At 56.9% G+C, this 18,338-nt stretch carries 18 protein-coding genes; all 18 read right to left on the minus strand.

Features of this window, described 5'->3' with window-relative positions; all coding sequences use genetic code 11:
- Positions 1-638: type VI secretion system Vgr family protein (locus tag ACOTYB_RS10780; RefSeq protein WP_421765807.1), on the minus strand; the 638-nt coding region annotated here is incomplete at its 3' end.
- Between the two features lie 83 nt (positions 639-721).
- Positions 722-1,138 (minus strand): hypothetical protein, encoded by a 417-nt coding sequence (locus tag ACOTYB_RS10785; protein WP_224743066.1) that lies wholly within the window; start codon positions 1,136-1,138, stop codon positions 722-724.
- Positions 1,139-1,190: 52 nt separating this feature from the next.
- Positions 1,191-1,937: an ankyrin repeat domain-containing protein gene (locus ACOTYB_RS10790; RefSeq protein WP_185807295.1), complete on the minus strand. Its 747-nt coding sequence runs from the start codon at positions 1,935-1,937 to the stop codon at positions 1,191-1,193.
- 11 nt (positions 1,938-1,948) lie between these two features.
- On the minus strand, positions 1,949-3,415 hold the full coding sequence (locus ACOTYB_RS10795; RefSeq protein ID WP_003859977.1) for a hypothetical protein: 1,467 nt from the start codon (positions 3,413-3,415) through the stop codon (positions 1,949-1,951).
- A 25-nt stretch (positions 3,416-3,440) separates the two neighbouring features.
- Entirely contained in the window at positions 3,441-4,874 is a 1,434-nt protein-coding gene (locus ACOTYB_RS10800; protein WP_022651404.1) for a serine/threonine protein kinase, read from the minus strand.
- A 24-nt stretch (positions 4,875-4,898) separates the two neighbouring features.
- The gene (tssH, locus tag ACOTYB_RS10805) at positions 4,899-7,514 is read right to left on the minus strand and encodes a type VI secretion system ATPase TssH (protein WP_421765808.1); all 2,616 of its coding nucleotides are present in this window, start codon (positions 7,512-7,514) and stop codon (positions 4,899-4,901) included.
- Positions 7,515-7,552: 38 nt separating this feature from the next.
- Positions 7,553-8,596, minus strand: coding sequence for a type VI secretion system baseplate subunit TssG (gene tssG, locus ACOTYB_RS10810; RefSeq protein ID WP_022651406.1), 1,044 nt, complete (start codon positions 8,594-8,596; stop codon positions 7,553-7,555).
- Positions 8,593-10,464, minus strand: coding sequence for a type VI secretion system baseplate subunit TssF (gene tssF / locus ACOTYB_RS10815; RefSeq protein WP_045332153.1), 1,872 nt, complete (start codon positions 10,462-10,464; stop codon positions 8,593-8,595). Before tssF ends, tssG begins: the two co-directional genes overlap by 4 nt.
- A 2-nt stretch (positions 10,465-10,466) precedes the next feature.
- Entirely contained in the window at positions 10,467-11,030 is a 564-nt protein-coding gene (gene tssE / locus ACOTYB_RS10820) for a type VI secretion system baseplate subunit TssE (RefSeq protein ID WP_220153130.1), read from the minus strand.
- A complete protein-coding gene (locus ACOTYB_RS10825; RefSeq protein WP_220153131.1) occupies positions 11,023-11,835 on the minus strand; it encodes a type VI secretion system accessory protein TagJ in 813 nt (270 codons plus the stop codon). Before ACOTYB_RS10825 ends, tssE begins: the two co-directional genes overlap by 8 nt.
- 9 nt (positions 11,836-11,844) lie before the next feature.
- Positions 11,845-12,831: a hypothetical protein gene (locus ACOTYB_RS10830; RefSeq protein WP_022651409.1), complete on the minus strand. Its 987-nt coding sequence runs from the start codon at positions 12,829-12,831 to the stop codon at positions 11,845-11,847.
- A gap of 16 nt (positions 12,832-12,847) precedes the next feature.
- The gene (locus tag ACOTYB_RS10835) at positions 12,848-13,645 is read right to left on the minus strand and encodes a PP2C family protein-serine/threonine phosphatase (protein WP_003859969.1); all 798 of its coding nucleotides are present in this window, start codon (positions 13,643-13,645) and stop codon (positions 12,848-12,850) included.
- Positions 13,642-15,417: a type VI secretion system-associated FHA domain protein TagH gene (tagH, locus tag ACOTYB_RS10840; RefSeq protein WP_022651410.1), complete on the minus strand. Its 1,776-nt coding sequence runs from the start codon at positions 15,415-15,417 to the stop codon at positions 13,642-13,644. The genes ACOTYB_RS10835 and tagH overlap by 4 nt, the downstream gene beginning before the upstream one ends.
- 112 nt (positions 15,418-15,529) lie before the next feature.
- Positions 15,530-15,928, minus strand: coding sequence for a hypothetical protein (locus ACOTYB_RS10845; protein WP_421765809.1), 399 nt, complete (start codon positions 15,926-15,928; stop codon positions 15,530-15,532).
- 1 nt (position 15,929) lies between these two features.
- Positions 15,930-16,919 (minus strand): hypothetical protein, encoded by a 990-nt coding sequence (locus ACOTYB_RS10850; protein ID WP_409248892.1) that lies wholly within the window; start codon positions 16,917-16,919, stop codon positions 15,930-15,932.
- Positions 16,920-16,961: 42 nt separating this feature from the next.
- Positions 16,962-17,315 carry a T6SS amidase immunity protein Tai4 family protein gene (locus tag ACOTYB_RS10855; protein ID WP_032658941.1) on the minus strand — a complete coding sequence of 118 codons (354 nt, stop codon included), beginning with the start codon at positions 17,313-17,315 and terminating at the stop codon, positions 16,962-16,964.
- A complete protein-coding gene (locus tag ACOTYB_RS10860; protein ID WP_047054901.1) occupies positions 17,312-17,794 on the minus strand; it encodes a type VI secretion system amidase effector protein Tae4 in 483 nt (160 codons plus the stop codon). Before ACOTYB_RS10860 ends, ACOTYB_RS10855 begins: the two co-directional genes overlap by 4 nt.
- Before the next feature lie 58 nt (positions 17,795-17,852).
- The gene (locus tag ACOTYB_RS10865; protein WP_014884229.1) at positions 17,853-18,335 is read right to left on the minus strand and encodes an Hcp family type VI secretion system effector; all 483 of its coding nucleotides are present in this window, start codon (positions 18,333-18,335) and stop codon (positions 17,853-17,855) included.
- Positions 18,336-18,338 lie beyond the last annotated feature (3 nt).

The following is an 18,338-nucleotide window of genomic DNA, read 5'->3' on the forward strand; positions in this document are numbered from 1 at the left end:
CACTGGCTGATACCCTCTTCGTCCGTACTGCCGCCGGACGGCGTCTGATGGTAAGGAATGACCTCATAGCCGCTGAACGGCTGGTGCTGGGTGGCGGCGTCGGTGAGCACCAGGGTGTGCTTGTCCGCCTCATGGCGGAAGTAGTACGCAATCCCCTCCAGCTCCATCAGGCGGCTGATGAAGTCCAGGCTCGACTCCTGATACTGCACGCAGTAGTCCCACACCCGGTAGCTGCCGGTGAGTTTGTCTTCGAGGTTAACCTGATGCTCACCCAGCAGGGTTTTGACAATCTGCGGTACCGTCTGGCCCTGGAAGATACGCAGGTTGCGGTCGCGCTTCATTGGCCACAGGTCCGGCTCCACCGTCAGCTGGTACACCGCGTAGCGGGTGCCCGTCAGCTCAACGGCGCTCACCGCCACGCGCGTCACCTTGCCGTTGATAAAGCGGGGAGTAAGCAGGCTCTGCGTGGGGATGGTCACCGTGACCGGCTGACCGAGCAGCCTGCTGCGGTCGATGCGCGCGTCTGTGCCGAGCACGGTCAGCGTCAGCGCGAACGACTCGGACATCGCCTCGCGGCCGGAGAGTTTCCAGAAGAGCAGCCCCTCAACCGGGAGCTGGACGGTAATTCGGTTGAGCATAATCTTTATTCCGTAATGGTTTATGCTGAGAATATTTTTAACGCAAGGCTTTTTAAACGTGAATGTTCTGGTTATTGGCCGTCTTACTCTTTAACCGGGGGCCTTTCCCCTTCATATTTATAAATCCACAGGGAATAGATTTTCAGAAACTCTGACAAAATGAATAAAAATCCATTTAGCCAGACATTCATCACGCCCGTGAAACTTAACACCAGGGGAAAAAGGGAAACTGAGTAGCGAAACCCAACCAGACGCAGTATTTCCTGGTAGAGTGCCAGTCTGCTCGCGTATAAATTCCGGGCGAAGAAGCACCATGCTGAGGCAATAAAAGAGAGCAACAACAAGAAATCGAGAATAAAGAAAAGAATAACCAGAGCGCTATACCCACCAGCAGACAGCGTGTTCACAACCGTACTGAAGGCGTGTATATCAGAAATAAAAGGGATCTTGTCATGCCGCACGGACTGGGCACAATAGAAGACAACGGCCAGGGCATCCATGCATCCCCAGAAAACGAAAACCTTATCTCTGGCGTTCATGACAGTTGAGCAATCACTCAACCGGCGCGGGTGGCCATTCGCCCCCCTTCTGGATGAGCTTCTCTTTTATTTCGTTTAATTTCTCGTATTGCTCACTGCCTCGCTCGAGTCCATTAAGCGCGTCCGCGAGCGCATTGCTCATCGACCAGCCATTTTTGGCCTTAATTGACGGATCCGCTCCACGATCGAGCAGCAACAAGACATGATCGTAAGCCTGGTTATCCAGCGCATCAAACACCAGCGTTTTACCCAGTGAGTTGGTTGAGTTGACGTCAGCACCGCGATCGAGCATGGCTTCCAGCGTCTCTGTATTTTTCGCTTTTAGCGACTGGAAGATGATGGGTTCGTGGAAAACCTTATCTTTCACGTTGGGTGAGAGGCCACCGTCCAGCATCGCGTCGATCCAGTCCGCACTGTCTCCCTTTAGGGCAAATTCGGCAGGACTGCTTTTTCCCTGCGGTCGAGGCTGGAGCGGATCTGCGCCAGCCTTAACAAGCAACGTAATCACCTTTAAATGGGGCGATGTCTTTTTATCATTAATCGCGTTGCCGATGGCCCAAAAAAGCAGGGTCATATCCTGCTTTCCCGGTTTATTAAGATCGCTGTCTGGTGCAAGCGTCTTCACCGCGTCGACATCGCCTTCTTCAATCGCTTTCGCCAGTTCAAGCTGCTGACCGCTGAAGTAGTCCTGTGGATTAAGGTCCATATCCTGCTTACACCCCTGAATCATGAATAAAAAACATAACGCGACAAAAGCCATCAACCCTTTTTTCACAATCGACTCCCGATTATCGAAATATCCTCATCCTTCTGTTGCTCTATGCAATCAATCGCCTGATTAATCCCGTGGCGGTCCAGCGCACTTCCGGTTCCACCGGGAAGGTCATGGGGTATTCCGGCAGCATTAGGGCTCAGCGCAGAGATTTCCTCTTTGAGGATCCACGAAGGGACATGCCCTTTCATCGTTTTCAGATCTTCCCAGGGGTTAACTTCCTGAATCTTCGTCAGCAGTTCACCTTCAACCCGATACGCCTGGATATTATCCGTACTGCCTAATATCTTACCGCCGTATTTTTCTACGGTTCCGGCATTGAGGCCGGCGGCGTTAAACGTCCACCCCGCTTTCCCGCTGCCCATAGAGGTTGCAGAGGCGAGACCACCGCCAAGGGAATGACCGGCAATATCAATATTCTGGCCTGACCTTGCCAGCTCCTTACCGATACTCACGGCCTTTTTATAATAATCTGAAGCCATACCCATGCCCTGTGAGAAGTTGTTCGACCAGTCAGCCCCGTTTACCACCGGCGCCAGTTCCCCTTTGGTCAGTAGAGAGGAGACATTCTCAGACAGAGAGGCGAAGCCAGGCTCGCGCGATCCCCTGAATACCAGCGTGGGGTTCATATCTGCACCAAACACTTCCGGCTTCGGTTGATAGACGCGCGCCAGAAAATTGGGGGACGTATCATCGTCAAAGAGCATGGATTTGTTCAGCCCGAACTTTCCTAACAGCGCATCGTCATTACTGATATCCGTCCATCCCTCCGGCACGCCCGGTGTGGTTTCCAGCGGGTTCACGGTCTTATAAATATTTTCCGCAAGCTTCGCTTTTTCCACCGCGATATTATTCGCCGCCAGACGTTTCGCGGCGATCTGGGCATCCGGATAAAGGCTATTGCTCCCCTTCGCGATCAGATCTTTACGCGCCTGCCAGCGTTCTGCTTTGGTCATCTTCTGAAGCTGCCCGGCATAGGTTTTACCGTCCTTGCCCGGAGTAGGTTCATCCGGCACCTGTGCCGTTTTAGATTTCACCACCTGTTTTGGCAGAACCGTTGGCGCAGGGCGAGATCCGTACGTTCTCACCATAGTTTCGTAGCGGTCAACAATTGTACTCACCGGATACCAGCCCAGGCCGACCAGCGAGGCAGCCTGGAGTTGCCCTTTGGCGTTGATATAAAAAATTTCCGTTACTGATGACCAGTCACGAAAACTTTCGTCAATGGCAACCACTCTGCCCATCTCTAAATCCTGCGCGATCAGCGTACGGGTATCGCGCCCGGACTGATAAGGATTCGCACCGGTGATCGTGCGCAGCAGATCGTAGCGCGTGAAGAGTGAGCGCAGCGAATGGTCGGGAACCGACATAATCCACTGTCCGGCAACGGACGGGCGGATTATTTTCGCAAACAGCGCTGGCGAGACGTTCTCGTGGAACAGATAGACAAACTTGATGTTATACATTCGCTCCGTCCTGTTACCCGCAGGCTTACGGATTCACCAGCCAGGTGCCTGGCTTCGCAATATCCAGCGTCTGGGTACGCGTTCTTCCATTGCCTTCCAGTTCAATGCGGGTCTCGCCCGCAGGCAATTTCAGCGATGCGTAACCGTTATTCCCCGGACGCAGCGCTTTAGACTCGCCGTTCACCTTCAGCGTCTCGCCATCAAGCATGCGGATGTAGACCAGCGCGACCGGGCTGGCGTCGACAGGCGGCGCACTCTGCTGCGCCGTAGCAGGTGGCGCTACCGGCTCGCTCACGTCTGCCGTTGCCGGTCTGGTTTCCGATTGGGATGAGGTCTCAGCCGGAGGGCTCACGGCAGGGGTTTGCGCCGTCTGCTCTGGCGTTTCCTGACTGCCGCCGCCGAACAGCATCGCACCGGCAACCACCCCAACCAGCACGCCCGCGGCCACCAGCCCCGGAAGCTTGTAACGTCGCCAGTCCAGCGCGGAAGCAGATGCCTCCTCTTCCACCGGCACCAGCATCGTGCCGGTCTTCTTCGCGGTCAGCACCTCGTCGATACCGGCGACGGGCATCTCGATCAGCGCCGCGAACTCCTCAATGGATTGCGGACGGTCTTCCATATGCAGCGCCAGCGCCTTGTCGATGGCCTGAAGCAGCGGAATGGAATAGCCCTGCGGCATCAGCTCCACCAGCGGTTTGCAGGTGTCCTGAATCGAGCGCACCACGCTGACCGGTGGCGGAGAGCCCACGATGAGGGTGCGCAATACGGCGCCGAGCGCGTAGATATCCGTCCACGGCCCCTGCTCGCTTTCATTGTCGTCGGTATACTGCTCGATAGGCGCGAAGCCCGGACGCAGCATGGTTTCCGTCTCATCCGAGAGATTACCGATGGTGCGGCGCGCCGATCCGAAATCGAGCAGCACCGGCAGGCCGTTATCCTGAATCTGAATGTTATCCAGCGAGATGTCGCGGTGTAGATAACCCTCGTCGTGGATCGTTTTGATGGCGCCGAAGAGCATTGGCAGCATGCGGCGGATCCACGCCTCGTTAATCAGCTCCGGTTTCTCTTCGCGCAGACGCGACAGCGTGGTACCGCTGTAAAACAGCGTCCCCATATAGGCCGTGTCGTTTTGCACCCAGAAACGCAGTACGTGCAGCAGGTTCGGGTGGTTAAAGCGCGCCAGCAGGCGGGCTTCCTGGATGAAGCTGTTCAGACCGGCAGAAAACGCTTTGCCGAAGCGCTCGCTGCGCAGCACCAGCGTCATATCCTCGCCGCGCACGGCGAGGGAGGAAGGCATAAATTCTTTGATAGCGATAGTGCGTTCGAGCTGGTGATCCCAGGCGCGATAGACGATGCCGAATCCGCCGCCGCCAATCACCTCTTTTATCTCAAACTCATTGAAACGGTACCCGACCGGGAGCGCGTTTGGGACAGTCCGATTGTTATCATTATCCGTCATCTTTTACAGTTCTCTTGATGATTATTACGCGGCAAACTGACAGTGGAACTCGCCCTGCTCGCAGGTGACATGCAGACGTCGGTACTGCTGGTCGCTGCGGCTGGCGGTAAGTAAAATCTGGCTCATCTGAGGCAGCAACGTATTGGTCAGAATCGCATCCACCATACGCCCGCCCGACTCAACCTCGGTACAGCGCTGAACAATCTGTTCGACCACGCTGTCGTCAAATTCAGAAATAATGTTGTGATTCTCTTCCAGACGACGCTGAATGCGCCTGAGCTGAAGACGCACAATCTGCCCCAGCATCTCGTCGCTCAGCGGGTAATACGGCACCACCAGCAGGCGGCCCAGCAGCGCAGGCGGGAACACCTCCAGCAGCGGCTGGCGCAGGGCGCCGCTTAACGCGTCAGGCTCCGGCATCAGTTCCGGGTCGGCGCACATGGCTGCGATCAGGTCGGTGCCGACGTTAGAGGTCAGAATAATAATGGTGTTACGGAAATCAATGTGACGCCCTTCGCCGTCCTCCATCCAGCCCTTGTCGAAGACCTGGAAGAAGATCTCGTGCACGTCCGGGTGCGCTTTTTCAATTTCATCCAGCAGCACCACGCTGTAGGGACGGCGGCGCACGGCCTCGGTTAAGACGCCGCCTTCACCATAGCCCACATAGCCCGGAGGCGCACCTTTTAACGTCGAAACGGTGTGCGCTTCCTGGAACTCGCTCATGTTGATGGTGATGACGTTCTGCTCGCCGCCGTACAGGGATTCGGCGAGCGCCAGCGCGGTTTCGGTTTTACCGACGCCGGACGGACCGCACAGCATAAAGACGCCCACCGGTTTGTTCGGATCGTCAAGCTTCGCCCGCGAGGTTTTCACGCGGCGGGCAATCAGATCCAGACCGTGACGCTGGCCAATAACACGCTGGTTCAGCGTGTCGGCAAGGTTCAGAACCGCGTCAATCTCATTTTTCACCATCCGGCCCAGCGGGATCCCGGTCCAGTCTGAGACCACCGCAGCCACCACGTTCTCATCCACCGCGGCAAACAGCAGCGGTTCGTCACCCTGTAAGATCTTCAGCGCCTGCTGCTGTTCTGCCAGCTGGCCGCGCAGTTCAGCCGTATCCTCATTTCCCGCCGCAAACAGCGCGGCACGCAGACGGATAATCTCCTGCACCCGCGTGCGCTCTTCTTCCCAGCGACGGGCCAGAGCTTCGCGTTGGGTTTCGAATGCGTCACGTTCGGCGGTTAAGGTCGCCACACGCGCCGGATCGCCCGCCCCCACGCGCGCTTCGCGTTCAGCAATCTCCAGCTCCACGTCCAGGGCCGCCAGGTGACGCAGACAGTCTTCCAGCTGAGCAGGCGGCGCGCTCTGGCTGACGGCCACGCGCGCGCAGGCGGTATCCAGCAGCGCCACCGCTTTATCCGGTAGCTGACGCGCAGGGATATAGCGATGCGACAGTTTCACCGCCGCGCTGACCGCTTCGTCGAGGAGTAAAACCTGATGATGGGTTTCCAGCGGCGACACGGTGCTACGCAGCATCAGTACGGCTTTCGCTTCATCCGGCTCGTGAACCTGTACGGTCTGGAAGCGGCGGGTCAGCGCAGGATCTTTCTCAATGTATTTTTTGTATTCCGCCCAGGTGGTCGCGCCGATGGTGCGCAGTTGCCCGCGCGCCAGGGCTGGCTTGAGCAGGTTAGCGGCATCGCCGGTGCCCTGCTGTCCGCCTGCGCCAATCAGGGTGTGGATCTCATCGATAAACAGAATAATTGGCGTGGCGCTGGACTGCACCTCGTTAATCAGCGCCTGGAGGCGCGCCTCAAATTCCCCTTTCATGCCCGCTCCGGCCTGAAGCATGCCGATATCCAGCAGCCACAGCTGAACGTTTTGCAGCGGCTCCGGCACGTCGCCGTCGGCGATACGCAGCGCCAGCCCTTCCACCACTGCGGTTTTCCCGACGCCGGCTTCCCCGGTCAGCAAGGGGTTGTTCTGGCGACGACGCATCAGGATATCGACCATCTGGCGGATCTCTTCATCGCGCCCCACCACCGGGTCAATCTTGCCTTCCTGGGCGTGCGCCGTCAGATCCTGACCATACTGCGCCAGCGTGCCCTGCGCAGCCGGTACTGCCCCGGCAGGCGCGTCCGCAGCGGCGGCGGCCTGCTGGCTCTCTTTGCTGCTGGCGCAAATGGCGTCGAACTGCTCGACCAGCACCTCAACGTTAAGACGTGTGAACTGCGCCGAAATACTTTTCAGCACGTTAGCCAGATTCCACGTTTTCAGTATGCCGATCAGCAAATGGCCGCCGCGGATGCGGCTGACGCCAAACTTCAGCGAGCCGTAGACCCAGGCGCGCTCGACGGCGCTGTCGATATGCTCGGAAAGATCAGACACGGAACTCGCGCCACGCGGCAGGGCATCCAGCGCCGCCACGATATCGCGCGTCAGCTGCTGTTCATCAAGGGCGAAGTGACGGATGACCTGTTGCAGATCGCCATCCTGCTGCTGCATCAGCTGATGCAGCCAGTGCACCAGCTCAACGTACGGGTTGCCGCGCAGCTTACAGAAGGCAGTCGCGCTTTCCAGAGAGGTAAATAACAGCGTATCCAGTTTGCCGAAAAGCACGGCACGGCTAATTTCTGACATGTTAGTTTCCATTAACAATGATTCGGTATACGGAAGGATTATCGCTCTGCGCGATACACCAGATCGCCACGCGGAACAGGCTGAGGCTGAAGGCCGAGCCAGGTGTTGTACCCTAATCGCCCGGCGCTACCGAGCGTGGCGCCCTGCACCGCATCGGCGCGCAGGATCACCCGTGTTTCCCATTCAAATTCCACCCCGGCGTACTGTCGCACCCAGTCGCGCAGCTCGGTGACCCATCCTTCGCCCGGCAGAAAACGGTTGTAGTCGTCTGCGCTCAACGGGCCAATCTCAAGCCGGAATTTATGCTGCACGTCGCGTACCGCAATGCCGAGAAAAGCGGACTCTCCCATGCGCGGCAGGCGACGCCCCTCACCCAGCTGTGCCTGCTCCCTCGTTGAGAGCGGCATCCACTGCGGGACGTTGGCCACCAGCCTGACCGGCACGTTGAAATAGTTGCGCAGGATTTTCTCCAGCCCTTCCGGGTCCCGCCCGTGGCGGGTCAGGTGCCCGGCGTGAGTAAAGCGGGCATGCGCGCTCAGGCTGCCTTTCGACATCTGGGCAGGCTGCCCCATGCCAATCAGCGATGCCAGATACCCTTCGAAGCGCCTGTTGTCGTCGCGATCCAGTGAAACGGCAGGCTGCGCGTCCGCCCAGGCGCGGTAGAACAGCAGCGTCAGGCGGTGGTGAAAGAGGTCGGCAAACGCGCTGAGGCTGTGATCCTGATGATGATGAATACGCTCGCGGGCATACTCAGTCATGTGCACCGGCAGTGGGCCGTTAGGACCAAACAGGCCGAAGCTCAGAATGGAAACCTCATGCAGTCCGTTCTCTTCCCGCTGCCGGACCTCAGCAACCGTTGACGGCGCAAAGCCCATTGAAGGCTGCTGACCAATACGCAGCGGCTCAAATTTCGGCAGCGGCGCGCGCCCCAGCGGGTAACGTTCACCGCCCTGGGCATCAATGCGTCTTAACAGCTGGAACAGATCGTAGCGCCACGGCGTCTCGCGCACCCCGCGCCAGAACGCATCGGGCAGCGGCGTCAGGCGATGCACGCGCAGCGTTGCAGGGGCAACTTCACTCATACCAGCGCCCTTTTACCCATACGAGGCGCCCAGTAGCCGATTTCGCCGCGCTGCTGGCTCTTGAGCGTGAACTCCGTAAAGCTGTTGATGGAGACCAGGCGGGCAAAAAGGCGTTCCAGCACGCTGCCGAAAAGCCACGGGCTGGCGCCGGAAAAGGCACGTTCGTCCACCGTCAGGGTGATGCCGATCCCGCGGGCGAACACCACCGGGCCGGGTTCCGGCACGCGGCGGTGCACCGGCTCCAGCACGCAGTGACGAACGCCATCCACCTGACGGGCAACCGGCGTCTCGGCGAGGTTGGCGTACAGCCCTAACAGCTGACGCAGCGCGGCAGCGCCCTCTTCGTTTTCGCTGTCCATCAGGCTAAGGTAGTTCATTTGCAGCTGGCTGATGAGCCGCCAGGTGCTGAACCCTTCGGCCAGTGCCGGACGCGGCGGCGTCGGGCCTTTACGCAGGGTTAACGCCTTCACCGGCATGGAGTCGGCCATAATAAACTGCCCAAGCTCCTGCTGGAGCATCAGCGGCAGGTCACGGCTGGTGCACAGCACCTCGGCGGAGATATAGCGCAGGTTTTCCTGCCACGGCGCGTGCTGCGCATCCACCAGCGAGACGAAGACCTCCGAGCCGATATAGCCCGTGCGGGTGCCATAGCGCAGCGCGTGTTCGGAGAGAACGCGCTGCTCACGGCGCAGGGAAAAATAGGCGCCGTAGTTGCCCGCGTCTCCGCTCCAGGTACTCCAGAACGGACGAAACGTCTGGTCGTCCCGCTGACCATCCGCGCTGGCATAGATTTTTTTCACGGCATAAATTTCATAATCCAGCGGGCGGATGTTATCCACCACCAGGTGGTATTCATGCTGGCTTTCGCTCAGCTTCTGCCGGGCCGCCACTTTCGGGAACAGGTTGATCACCGGCGTGCAGTGCAGCGCCAGGTGGCTGGCATCCACCACGCGCTCCAGCTGATCGTCGCTCTTGTCGAGCAGAATGAAGATATCAAACGCTTTTTCGTCTTCGCAGCGCTGGATCAGCTTGCCCAGCCCGCTCAGGCTGATGAAACGAAAACGCGCCGGGAACGCGAAGTACTCCTGCAACAGGCGATAGCCGTCAAAGTTACGCAGATCGTCCGGGAGAAGGGCCTGGTCCGCATCAAAGCCTTCCTGACGCAGGGCGTCAGACGACAGCAGCTGGCGCTGGGGCTGCTTGCTGACCGTCTGGCAGACGATGCCCGCGTGGTGCTCCATCACCAGCTCCAGCAGCTTCAGCGCCTCGATGTCCGGGCCGCTTAAGAAGAACTCCAGGCGGTCAAAATTCAGGTGCCCGAGATGCTGCGGGCCATCGCAGGCAATGCGGACCCGTAAGGCGCTGCTGATCCCCCGCTGACTCAGGCCGAGCTGGGCCAGCGGCAGATCGGCGGGAACGCCGCCCAGCTCGATCCGCTCAATTTTTAACGGCAGCAGGTTCACCTCGTGCGCCGTGGTATAGCTGCACGTAACGCCGGTTTTTTTCAGCGCCAGGCTGTCCATCATGGTGCCGCGCGGCACAATAAAGCCTTTGCTCAGGTCGCCCCGGCTGCTGTCGGGCTGAATTTCAGCGATCGCCATCGACGGCGTAGGCGCCAGATAATTTGGCGCAATCATCTCCAGCATACGCTGTGAAAAGCGCGGGAATTCGGCGTCCATTTTCATCTGCACGCGGGAGGTCAGGAAAGCGAAACCTTCCATCAGGCGCTCAATGTACGGGTCCGCCACTTCGATGCCGCGCATGCCGAGCCGCCCCGCCACTTTCGGGTAGCGTTCGGCAAACTCCGCGCCCATCTCGCGCAGATAGGCCAGTTCACGGTTGTAATATTCGAGCAGTTTGCTTTCCATCATTACCCCGCATCTTTCAGTTCAAAATGGCCGTTTTCCAGATCGACGTCGGTGCGAAAGAGAAACTCCAGCGGATACGGCACGCACCACAGGCGGCCTTTGATTTCGATAGACAGAACGTTGTGCAGATCTAACGAGGAGGTATCGGACACGCAGCGAACCTGAAGCCCCTGCGGCAGGATCCGCGGTTCAAAGTTAATAATCGCTTCGGTGAGCTTGCGCTGAATGTCGTGCCATTCGATATCAGACATTCTTTTCCCCGCCAGCGGCGCGACGCCGAAGTTAACGACGGAACGGCTCACCTGCGTCAGCCCGCTCAGATCGCTGGAGGCATCGTGGTTGATGGTATTAAACAACCACTGTAAATCCCGCAGGACGTTACGACGCAGCGCGGCGTGGGTAATCAGATTGCTGTTGGCGGACTCGCGTTTTTTTTCCGTATCGTTATCCGTCAGGCGATCCAGCAGTGAGGGCTGCATTTTGTCCCGCGCCCCCACTTTCTCCTGCCAGCTGCGGGCCTGCCAGCCGCTGCGCAGCAGATCGCCTTCGCCAGCGGTATTACTCATCCGCACCATCCGAGGTAAATGTCACCAGGCTCAGGGTAAGCAGCGGGCTTTCGCTTTGCTCGCTCAGCCAGGCTTTCTGCCCCATGCCTTCATACAGGACACCGTCGTCGTCGAGCGGGAGCCACTCGGTGGTGCGCCCCAGTCTAACGCTATCGGAAGCGCCGTCAGCAAACGGATAACGCGCCGGGATCTGACACACCTGCTCGGTGCCGTCCGTTAGGCGGACCAGCGCATGACGCCACACCAGATCGGTCACGCTGGCCGGAGCCTGAAAACGGATCGCATCGATGGCGCAGAACGGCACCCAGAAATAGCGGCCATTGACCAGGGTTTCACACACCGGCCCCAGACGGGCATCGCCGTCCATCAGCCATTCAAAGGTGTGGCTCTCTTCATTCTCCAGCGTGACCTGCCCGCGGCTTGCCGGGGCCTGTTCGAGTGCCGCCAGGCGCAGCGTTTGCGCTTGCCCGGCGCGTTCGGTCAGCGCCTGGGCTAACGTCGTCAGCCACGGCCACTGCGCCTCGGGCATTGCCGGTCGTACCTCTCCCGCGAACACGCGCGCACGCTGCTGTTCACCCTGAATGGCCTGCTCCAGCAGCGTTACGGTCGGTTTTGCCTGCGGCTTCAGCGCCAGCCAGCTTTTCAGCTGGGTCAGGGCGCGCGCCCAGTTGCCGCTGAGGATCAGAAACTGCACAAACGCGGCGCGCAGATCGGCATCCGCCGGACGGGCTTTGATATCGGCTTCCAGGCGAAGCAGCGCGTCGCTAATCGACTCGCCCGCCAGACGTTGATAAAGCGTATTCATAGCCCCTCCTTAATTCGCCGCGCGCCAGGCGCCCACTGCCGGATCGCGCAACTGCGGGCGCAGCGTGTCAATCAGAACAACGTTCAGCTCCGCGCCCGGTGCAACCCATGCGCTCCAGATCTTCTTCACCTCTGCGATACGCGCCTGGAGTCTGGCGTCGTCGCTGGCGATCTCACGGGTGATTTCCACCGCCACCGTGCCGTTGCTCTTCCAGCCGTTCAGAGTGCTGTCGTACGGCAGGATCATCCAGCTCTGGTCGCTGTTCGGGGTGCTGAAGACCATGCGCTCTTTGTTGACGGAGGTGATCAGCGCCTTTTCAGGATCGACCGCGTTGTTCAGTCCCATCACCGGGAAGCCGTGAATGTAGGTGACCGGAATCGCTTTCTGCGTCCCGTTACGATTTTGCGTCACCACGGTGTGGCCGCTGAGCCAGCTACCGTTGCCGCAGCGGGTGGTGTCGGAATCCGGAATAAACAGCGCCGGCGCGGAGGAACCGCCCTCCCAGAAGGTGCGCAGGTGGCAACCGTCCTGAAGGGTGAACTCCTGCCATGGCGTACGATCTGCCGCCACGGTGTGCGTCTCCGGATTCTGGTCAGGCGGCAGCAGCGCGCCTGAGGTGGTGGTCGTTGCCGCCGCCGTTTCCTGCTGTTTCACCACCAGCGCCCAGTCCTGCGCTTTAGCCGCTGTGCCCCGGGCAAGCGTCGTGCCTTCCGGATCGTTAAGCGTCCAGTTCAGGGTATTCAGCTTGCTGCACTGGTGCTCCAGCAGCGAGCCAAGGCGCGGCACGAAGTTTTCCAGCACCGAAACCTCTTTCTTGCCGTTCGCCACGATACGCAGCGCCACGTCCGCCTTACACCAGCTTTGCGGCGTATTGTCTTTAATGTTGTCGATCCAGATATCCAGCTTCTGCGCAGGAGACTGCACGATGCGGAAGTTTTCAGCCTGTGCGGTGGTCGCCACCGTCAGAAGAGCCAAACCCGATAGCCAAAGTTTCATATCAATCCTTGTGTGTCTAATCAGTTCCGCAGGGAAGAAATTGTGCTGCGTCAGAGAGCGTATGCAGCAAAGTGGTGTCCTGAGGGTTGCCCATCCACACCGCCACGGCGGTATAGTTATCCTGAGCATTGCCCTCCTGTTCGGCATTCTTTTGAATGATTTGGTTCATTAAGGTCAGCCACTCCTGTGGCGTATTGACCATGTGCAGCGACTGCTTCATCTGCTCTTCGCTGACGCCGTGCCAGAAACCGTCGGTGCAGAGCAGGAAGGCATCACCGTCCTCAACCTGCACGACATCGCTGTAGCTCGCTTCCGGTCCGCCATTCTCAATACCCAGCGCCAGATACAGCAGGTTGCTGTTGAGATCGTCGGTCTGATGCCCGGCATCTTTCATCTGCTGGACGAGGCTGTGATCGGTGGTGACATGCCACAGCCAGCCGCGGCGAAACAGGTACAGGCGGCTGTCTCCGGCGTGCGCCCAGTAAGCCAGACGGTAATCCCTGTCGATAAACAGGCTGACCAGCGTGGTGCCCATGCGGCGATAGTCCTGCACGGCCTGTTGTTCGCTGAGGATGGTGCGGTTCGCCGTTTGGACGTAGTCACGAATATGCTGCGCATTCAGGTGCTTGTCGCCGTCAAAGCGGGAAATAATGCTGTTGCGGGCCAGCTCAGCTGCCACCTCGCCGCCCGGCAGGCCCGCGATGCCGTCACAGACGACAAAGCAGGCTGAACGTTCCCCGATGGTTTCTCCCGTCTGATCCTGGTTGCTGGCGCGCGTCCCCTGGCGGGAGAGAGAAGCCGTTGCGATATTCATTTTTCTTCCGATCCGCTTTGTGAGTCTTTGTACTGATTGACCTCCATGTCATAGGCATGGAGGAAGGCTTCGCCAAACAGGGTATGGAAGTCGTCCTCGATCTCGCCCGCCGTCTCGCCATAGCTGCGAACGAAATAATCCCACAGCGCGGCTTTACGGCTGCCCGGCAGCGCCAGGCGTGACGTCATCCCGTTCTGCTTCGCCTGCTCTTCCAGCTGTTCCGGATTAAAGGATTGCAGCATGGCGGCGATAATGGCGCGGATACCGGAGATCATCCCCAGCTGGTGCGCCTGGAGATCGATTAGCGCATCACGCACCGATTTGGTCGGCGGCATAAAGCCCGGCATCGGCGTGCCGAACATCTGGATCAGCACCGTTTTCCCGGTCGGCAACAGTTTGAACGGGTTGTTCGCATCGTCGAGCACCATGGTCATATCGGCTTTCACCCCACGCTTGAGGATGGAGCGCGAGGAGAGCAGCGCCACGGTCCCCTGCGAGAACATGCCCAGGATCTGCCCCAGCTGACGCATATTTTCCCGGTCGAATTGCGGTACCGGCTGCATTTCGCTCAGGCCCATGCCCTCCAGCAGCGCCTCCAGCAGTTCGCCCTGAAGCACCTCGCCCCGCTCGCCGGTCTGCGCGGAGGCAGCAGGCGAAGCAGCGTTTTTAACCGGGTCGATACGCAGGCGGCCTTTAGGCGCCTGCGCGTTGCTGCGCGCCACGGCCTGCGGCGTTGGCATGGTGAAGCCAGCGTAATCGGGACGCGCGGGCTCTTCTTCCGCGCGCGGCGCATCCTGTGGTTCAGTCGGTTCCGGATCGAACAGCGGTGAGCTGGCCAGCGCATCCTCTTCCTGTGCGGCTTGCGGTTCAGGCTTTGGCTCCGGCTTATCGGCCACGATTTCATCCGGATGGGTTAACGGCGCGCCACCCATCAGGCCGAGGGGGTCATCGTGACGCGCGGCAGGTGCGCTCGCCGACCCGCCAAACAGGGCTAACGGATCAAGTTCGTCCGACGCCTCTTCCTTTGGCTGGGCAGGTTTGCTTTCGTCCGGCTGTACCAGCGTTGAAGGGGTGACATCGTCAAAGATGCTCTCTTTTTTAAACAACGCTTCATCGCTGAACAGCGTGTCCGGGTCAACGTTTTTACGTTCAAGCGACGGTTCGGCGTCGTTAAACATTGACAGCGGATCTTCGGCATTCCGCTCCGGGGCCGCAGGCTGAGAGAACGGATCGTGGGATGCCGCGGGCTGTGGTTTTGCCCGGTTGCTGGAGATGCTGTCGGAGATGGAAAACTCCTGCATCAGGCTGTCCCAGATTTCCGACGGCACGGCCGTAGGTTCAGCTTTTCCGCGAGGCGCGGCGCTGGCCGGTTTCGGTTGTGGCGCCGGAGCAGGTGTCGCCGCTGGGCGCGCCTGCTGCATGCTGGCCGCCATGCGGCTTACGGGCTGGGTGTCATGAATGAGTTCGCTGACTTCAATGCGATAATCATCAATACCGAGAATATCCCCGTCCTGAAGCTCAACCTGACGCCCACGCTCCAGCGGGATATCATTCAGTACCACGCGGGTAACGCTGCCGCGGTTCGTGACGCGGCATTCGCCACTGGCGTCGACGTGAACGATGGCCTGCAAACGCGAGATAGTGCGGTCATTGTCCGGCAGCACCAGATTGTTATCCGTACCGCGCCCAATGGTGCCGCCCGGGGCATAAAAATCACAGCTGCTTTGCGGCGGCTGATGACCGGGTTTCGTAGAAATAATCGTGAATCGCATGGCGTATTCCTGCTGGTATGATTAGCGCTCAAACGCTGCCGCTCTCGGGGGTGAAAACGGCGGGGTTTGGGGGTTAATTCAGAAAGGCATCGTTAAAATTTTCAACATAAAATTAGACACTATTAATGCTCGAAAGAATTAACAGCAGTAAAAATATAAAAGTGGCAATAAGTATTTTTCTTCTATACGACTTAACCCATGACAAATCAAAATCAGAAAAAATTTTATTGCACGACTGTGGCTCAAGCCAACGACACTCAGTTAATCTCACACGCTTACCCTGTAAGACCCGTGATAAAATTGTGGTGAGGAAACCAAATCCCCAGAACCCAAGATTTTGCCAGGTTTGATAATCTTCTTTTTTGAGCAACTGTTGATTTGTTAATATCGCATATATTTGATTAACCTGGCGATAATTTTTCTGATAGTCTATATAAAATGAAATAACTATGCCTATAAAAGCAATAAAGAGACAGATAATAACAGCAGAGTAAATATTATTAAAAATCACTTTATTCTCCGCTAAAAATTAAATTGTTTAGCTGTTCTCCTGCAAACCCACCGATTTGTGTTCCGCCCGCTGCCCCGACTGCACCAACCACTAAACCACAGATGAGTGTACCTGTCCCCGCTGTGGGCACACCTAATGCAAGACAAACAGGAGCCGCAAGGGAGGAGCCTAATGCAGCACCAGCGACACCGCCTCCAAATTTGCTATATTCTGTCACTGCAACTCTGCTGCACTCATGTTCTCTTCCAGTAGTGCAGGCATGATAAACTTCGTTAGACGTATTCATAAAAGAAAAACCTAAAGCAACCCATCCACCTGCTTTCAGGTAAGAGGATATTCTGGCTGCTCTGTCAATATATGTTGAGTAGCCAGGGATTGCACCAATACCAACTGTACTCCATTCATGGACTATTGATTTCGTGGACAGTCCTAATGCTCTCTTAAGATCCGCATAATCTTTAAACTTAAGCTGTTTTTTAGTTATTTTATTTAACAAGGGTTTCAATTGCGCGAAAAGCGCATTGCGCTCAGCATAAAATTGTTGGCCAAAAAGCGCACCTTGTGTCCTGTACTGATTTTGATAGGTGGCTTCAACTTTAATTAAAATATTTTCAATTTGCTTAAAATATGACTCACCTGTACCGCTCACGCCCCCGACGATTGTATCGCCCCAGCCTGTTATGGCTTTTATATTATCATAATTATTTTTCAAAAACTCAGCGGTGGCTCCATCCAAAGTCGCAAGCGCGTTGGTCACCTTCTTTTTTGCAATGGCTAAGCTATTGATCTGTTGAGTTTGATTATCGCCAAGCGGGTCAGCAACAATTAATATTTGTCCGGGTTTGAGCCACGCAGTGTCTTTATTCAATTGCATAAAATACTCGGATTTTTCATTGCGCGCAGTGCCAAATAGCTGTCTTGCCTGAAAATCCAGAGTGCCGGGTTGCTGAACGACACAGTAACCTGGAGCAACGTTTGACGGACTTGCCATGTAAACTCCTTGTATTTTTAATGTGTAGCTTTTGCAGAAAGTTTATTTTTGGACATTGAGTTGGCGAATCGCATCGCTATGGGATATTAAGCTGCACTTTAATACCTCATAGTTTGCCGGTGCCGTACCACCTAGCTTTTGTTTCAGTAAGGAGTTAATAACCTCGTCGGCTTTTTCGAAATTCTCGGCAGGCAGGTTACTGACTTCCAGCCATGCTGCGGCGCTTGCCTTTGCATCATTTTTCAGCGTCGCACTGTCCGCAATCTTGCCGATACAGCGATTCTGCACCCAGTTTTCAAAAATCTGTTGTTGAGAAAAGGTGTTAACGTCCGGGAGAGTATGGGCGATGGTATATGAGGTATTTAACGCGAGTACGAAAGCGAGTAAACGTCTCATTTCAGGCTCCAGAGCGTAGCGCTGCCAGGAATAAACGAACCATTACCGGGAGAACCCAAGAAATGGCAATCATCGGAGCAAATATTCCCATTCCAGAGCGTGACATGTCCAGTGGCATCGCTCCAGCCGTGACCGCTAAAGATAATAATACCTTGTTTACCTGCAAATTGGCTTGGTATTGGAGACGTCACCGTCATATCTGCATTACCCAGTACAGTTGGCAGAAAAGCAATCATATCCTTTACGCGATACATGTAACGTTTTTTATCACTCCCCGTAACCGTCGCATATCTGCTGTTGGAGGGAATTGGAACGCCACAATAATTTAAAACGTAGCTCATACGAATGGGGCATGCATTTTGGAAAATTCCGGCTTCAATATTGTGCTGGACTTTTCCACCCAATAATTTGCCCACCGTTTCGACATTGACATTAACTTCTCTAAATCTGTTCCAGGCGGCACCAAAAGCAGGACGCATAAATATTTTCCCTTTTAGAAAGTACAGGATAAAGTAAGCCCTTTCGGGCCCACTCCTGTTACGCTTCTTTGTTTTCTTTGATGTTCCAGCCAGCGCTGCTTTCAGCACCTTTACCACCGGCAGTGGTCTGCTCCCAGTACTGCTGTTTCACTTTCGCAGCCTGGAATGCATAGGTCACGCCAACGGTATCGCCGTTGTCTGCACCCGTGTACTGAACGGAAGTCACGAGAACGTCTTCCAGGGTGATGCGGGTGTATTCAACCTGCTGACCACCCGCTTTGCAGACGGACAGTTCAACTTTGGTCAGGTGTTTACCGCTTGCGCAGTGTTTCAGGATTGCTGTAGTGGATTTGTCGATCAGAGCGTTAACGTGCAGGTCGTTAAAGTTAACTTTACCGGCACCGCCGCCACCGCCAACGCTCATATTACCTGGCTGGGACGCGCCCCAGGAGAAGGAGGTAATATCAGTCCAGCCGGTGTGGTTAGAATCTTTAGATTCGCCCGTAACACCCTCGACCTTCAGAAACATATCAATAGCCATAAT

Source organism: Enterobacter cloacae complex sp. IR5450 (assembly GCF_049238665.1).
Taxonomy (GTDB): Bacteria; Pseudomonadota; Gammaproteobacteria; order Enterobacterales; family Enterobacteriaceae; genus Enterobacter; species Enterobacter hormaechei_C.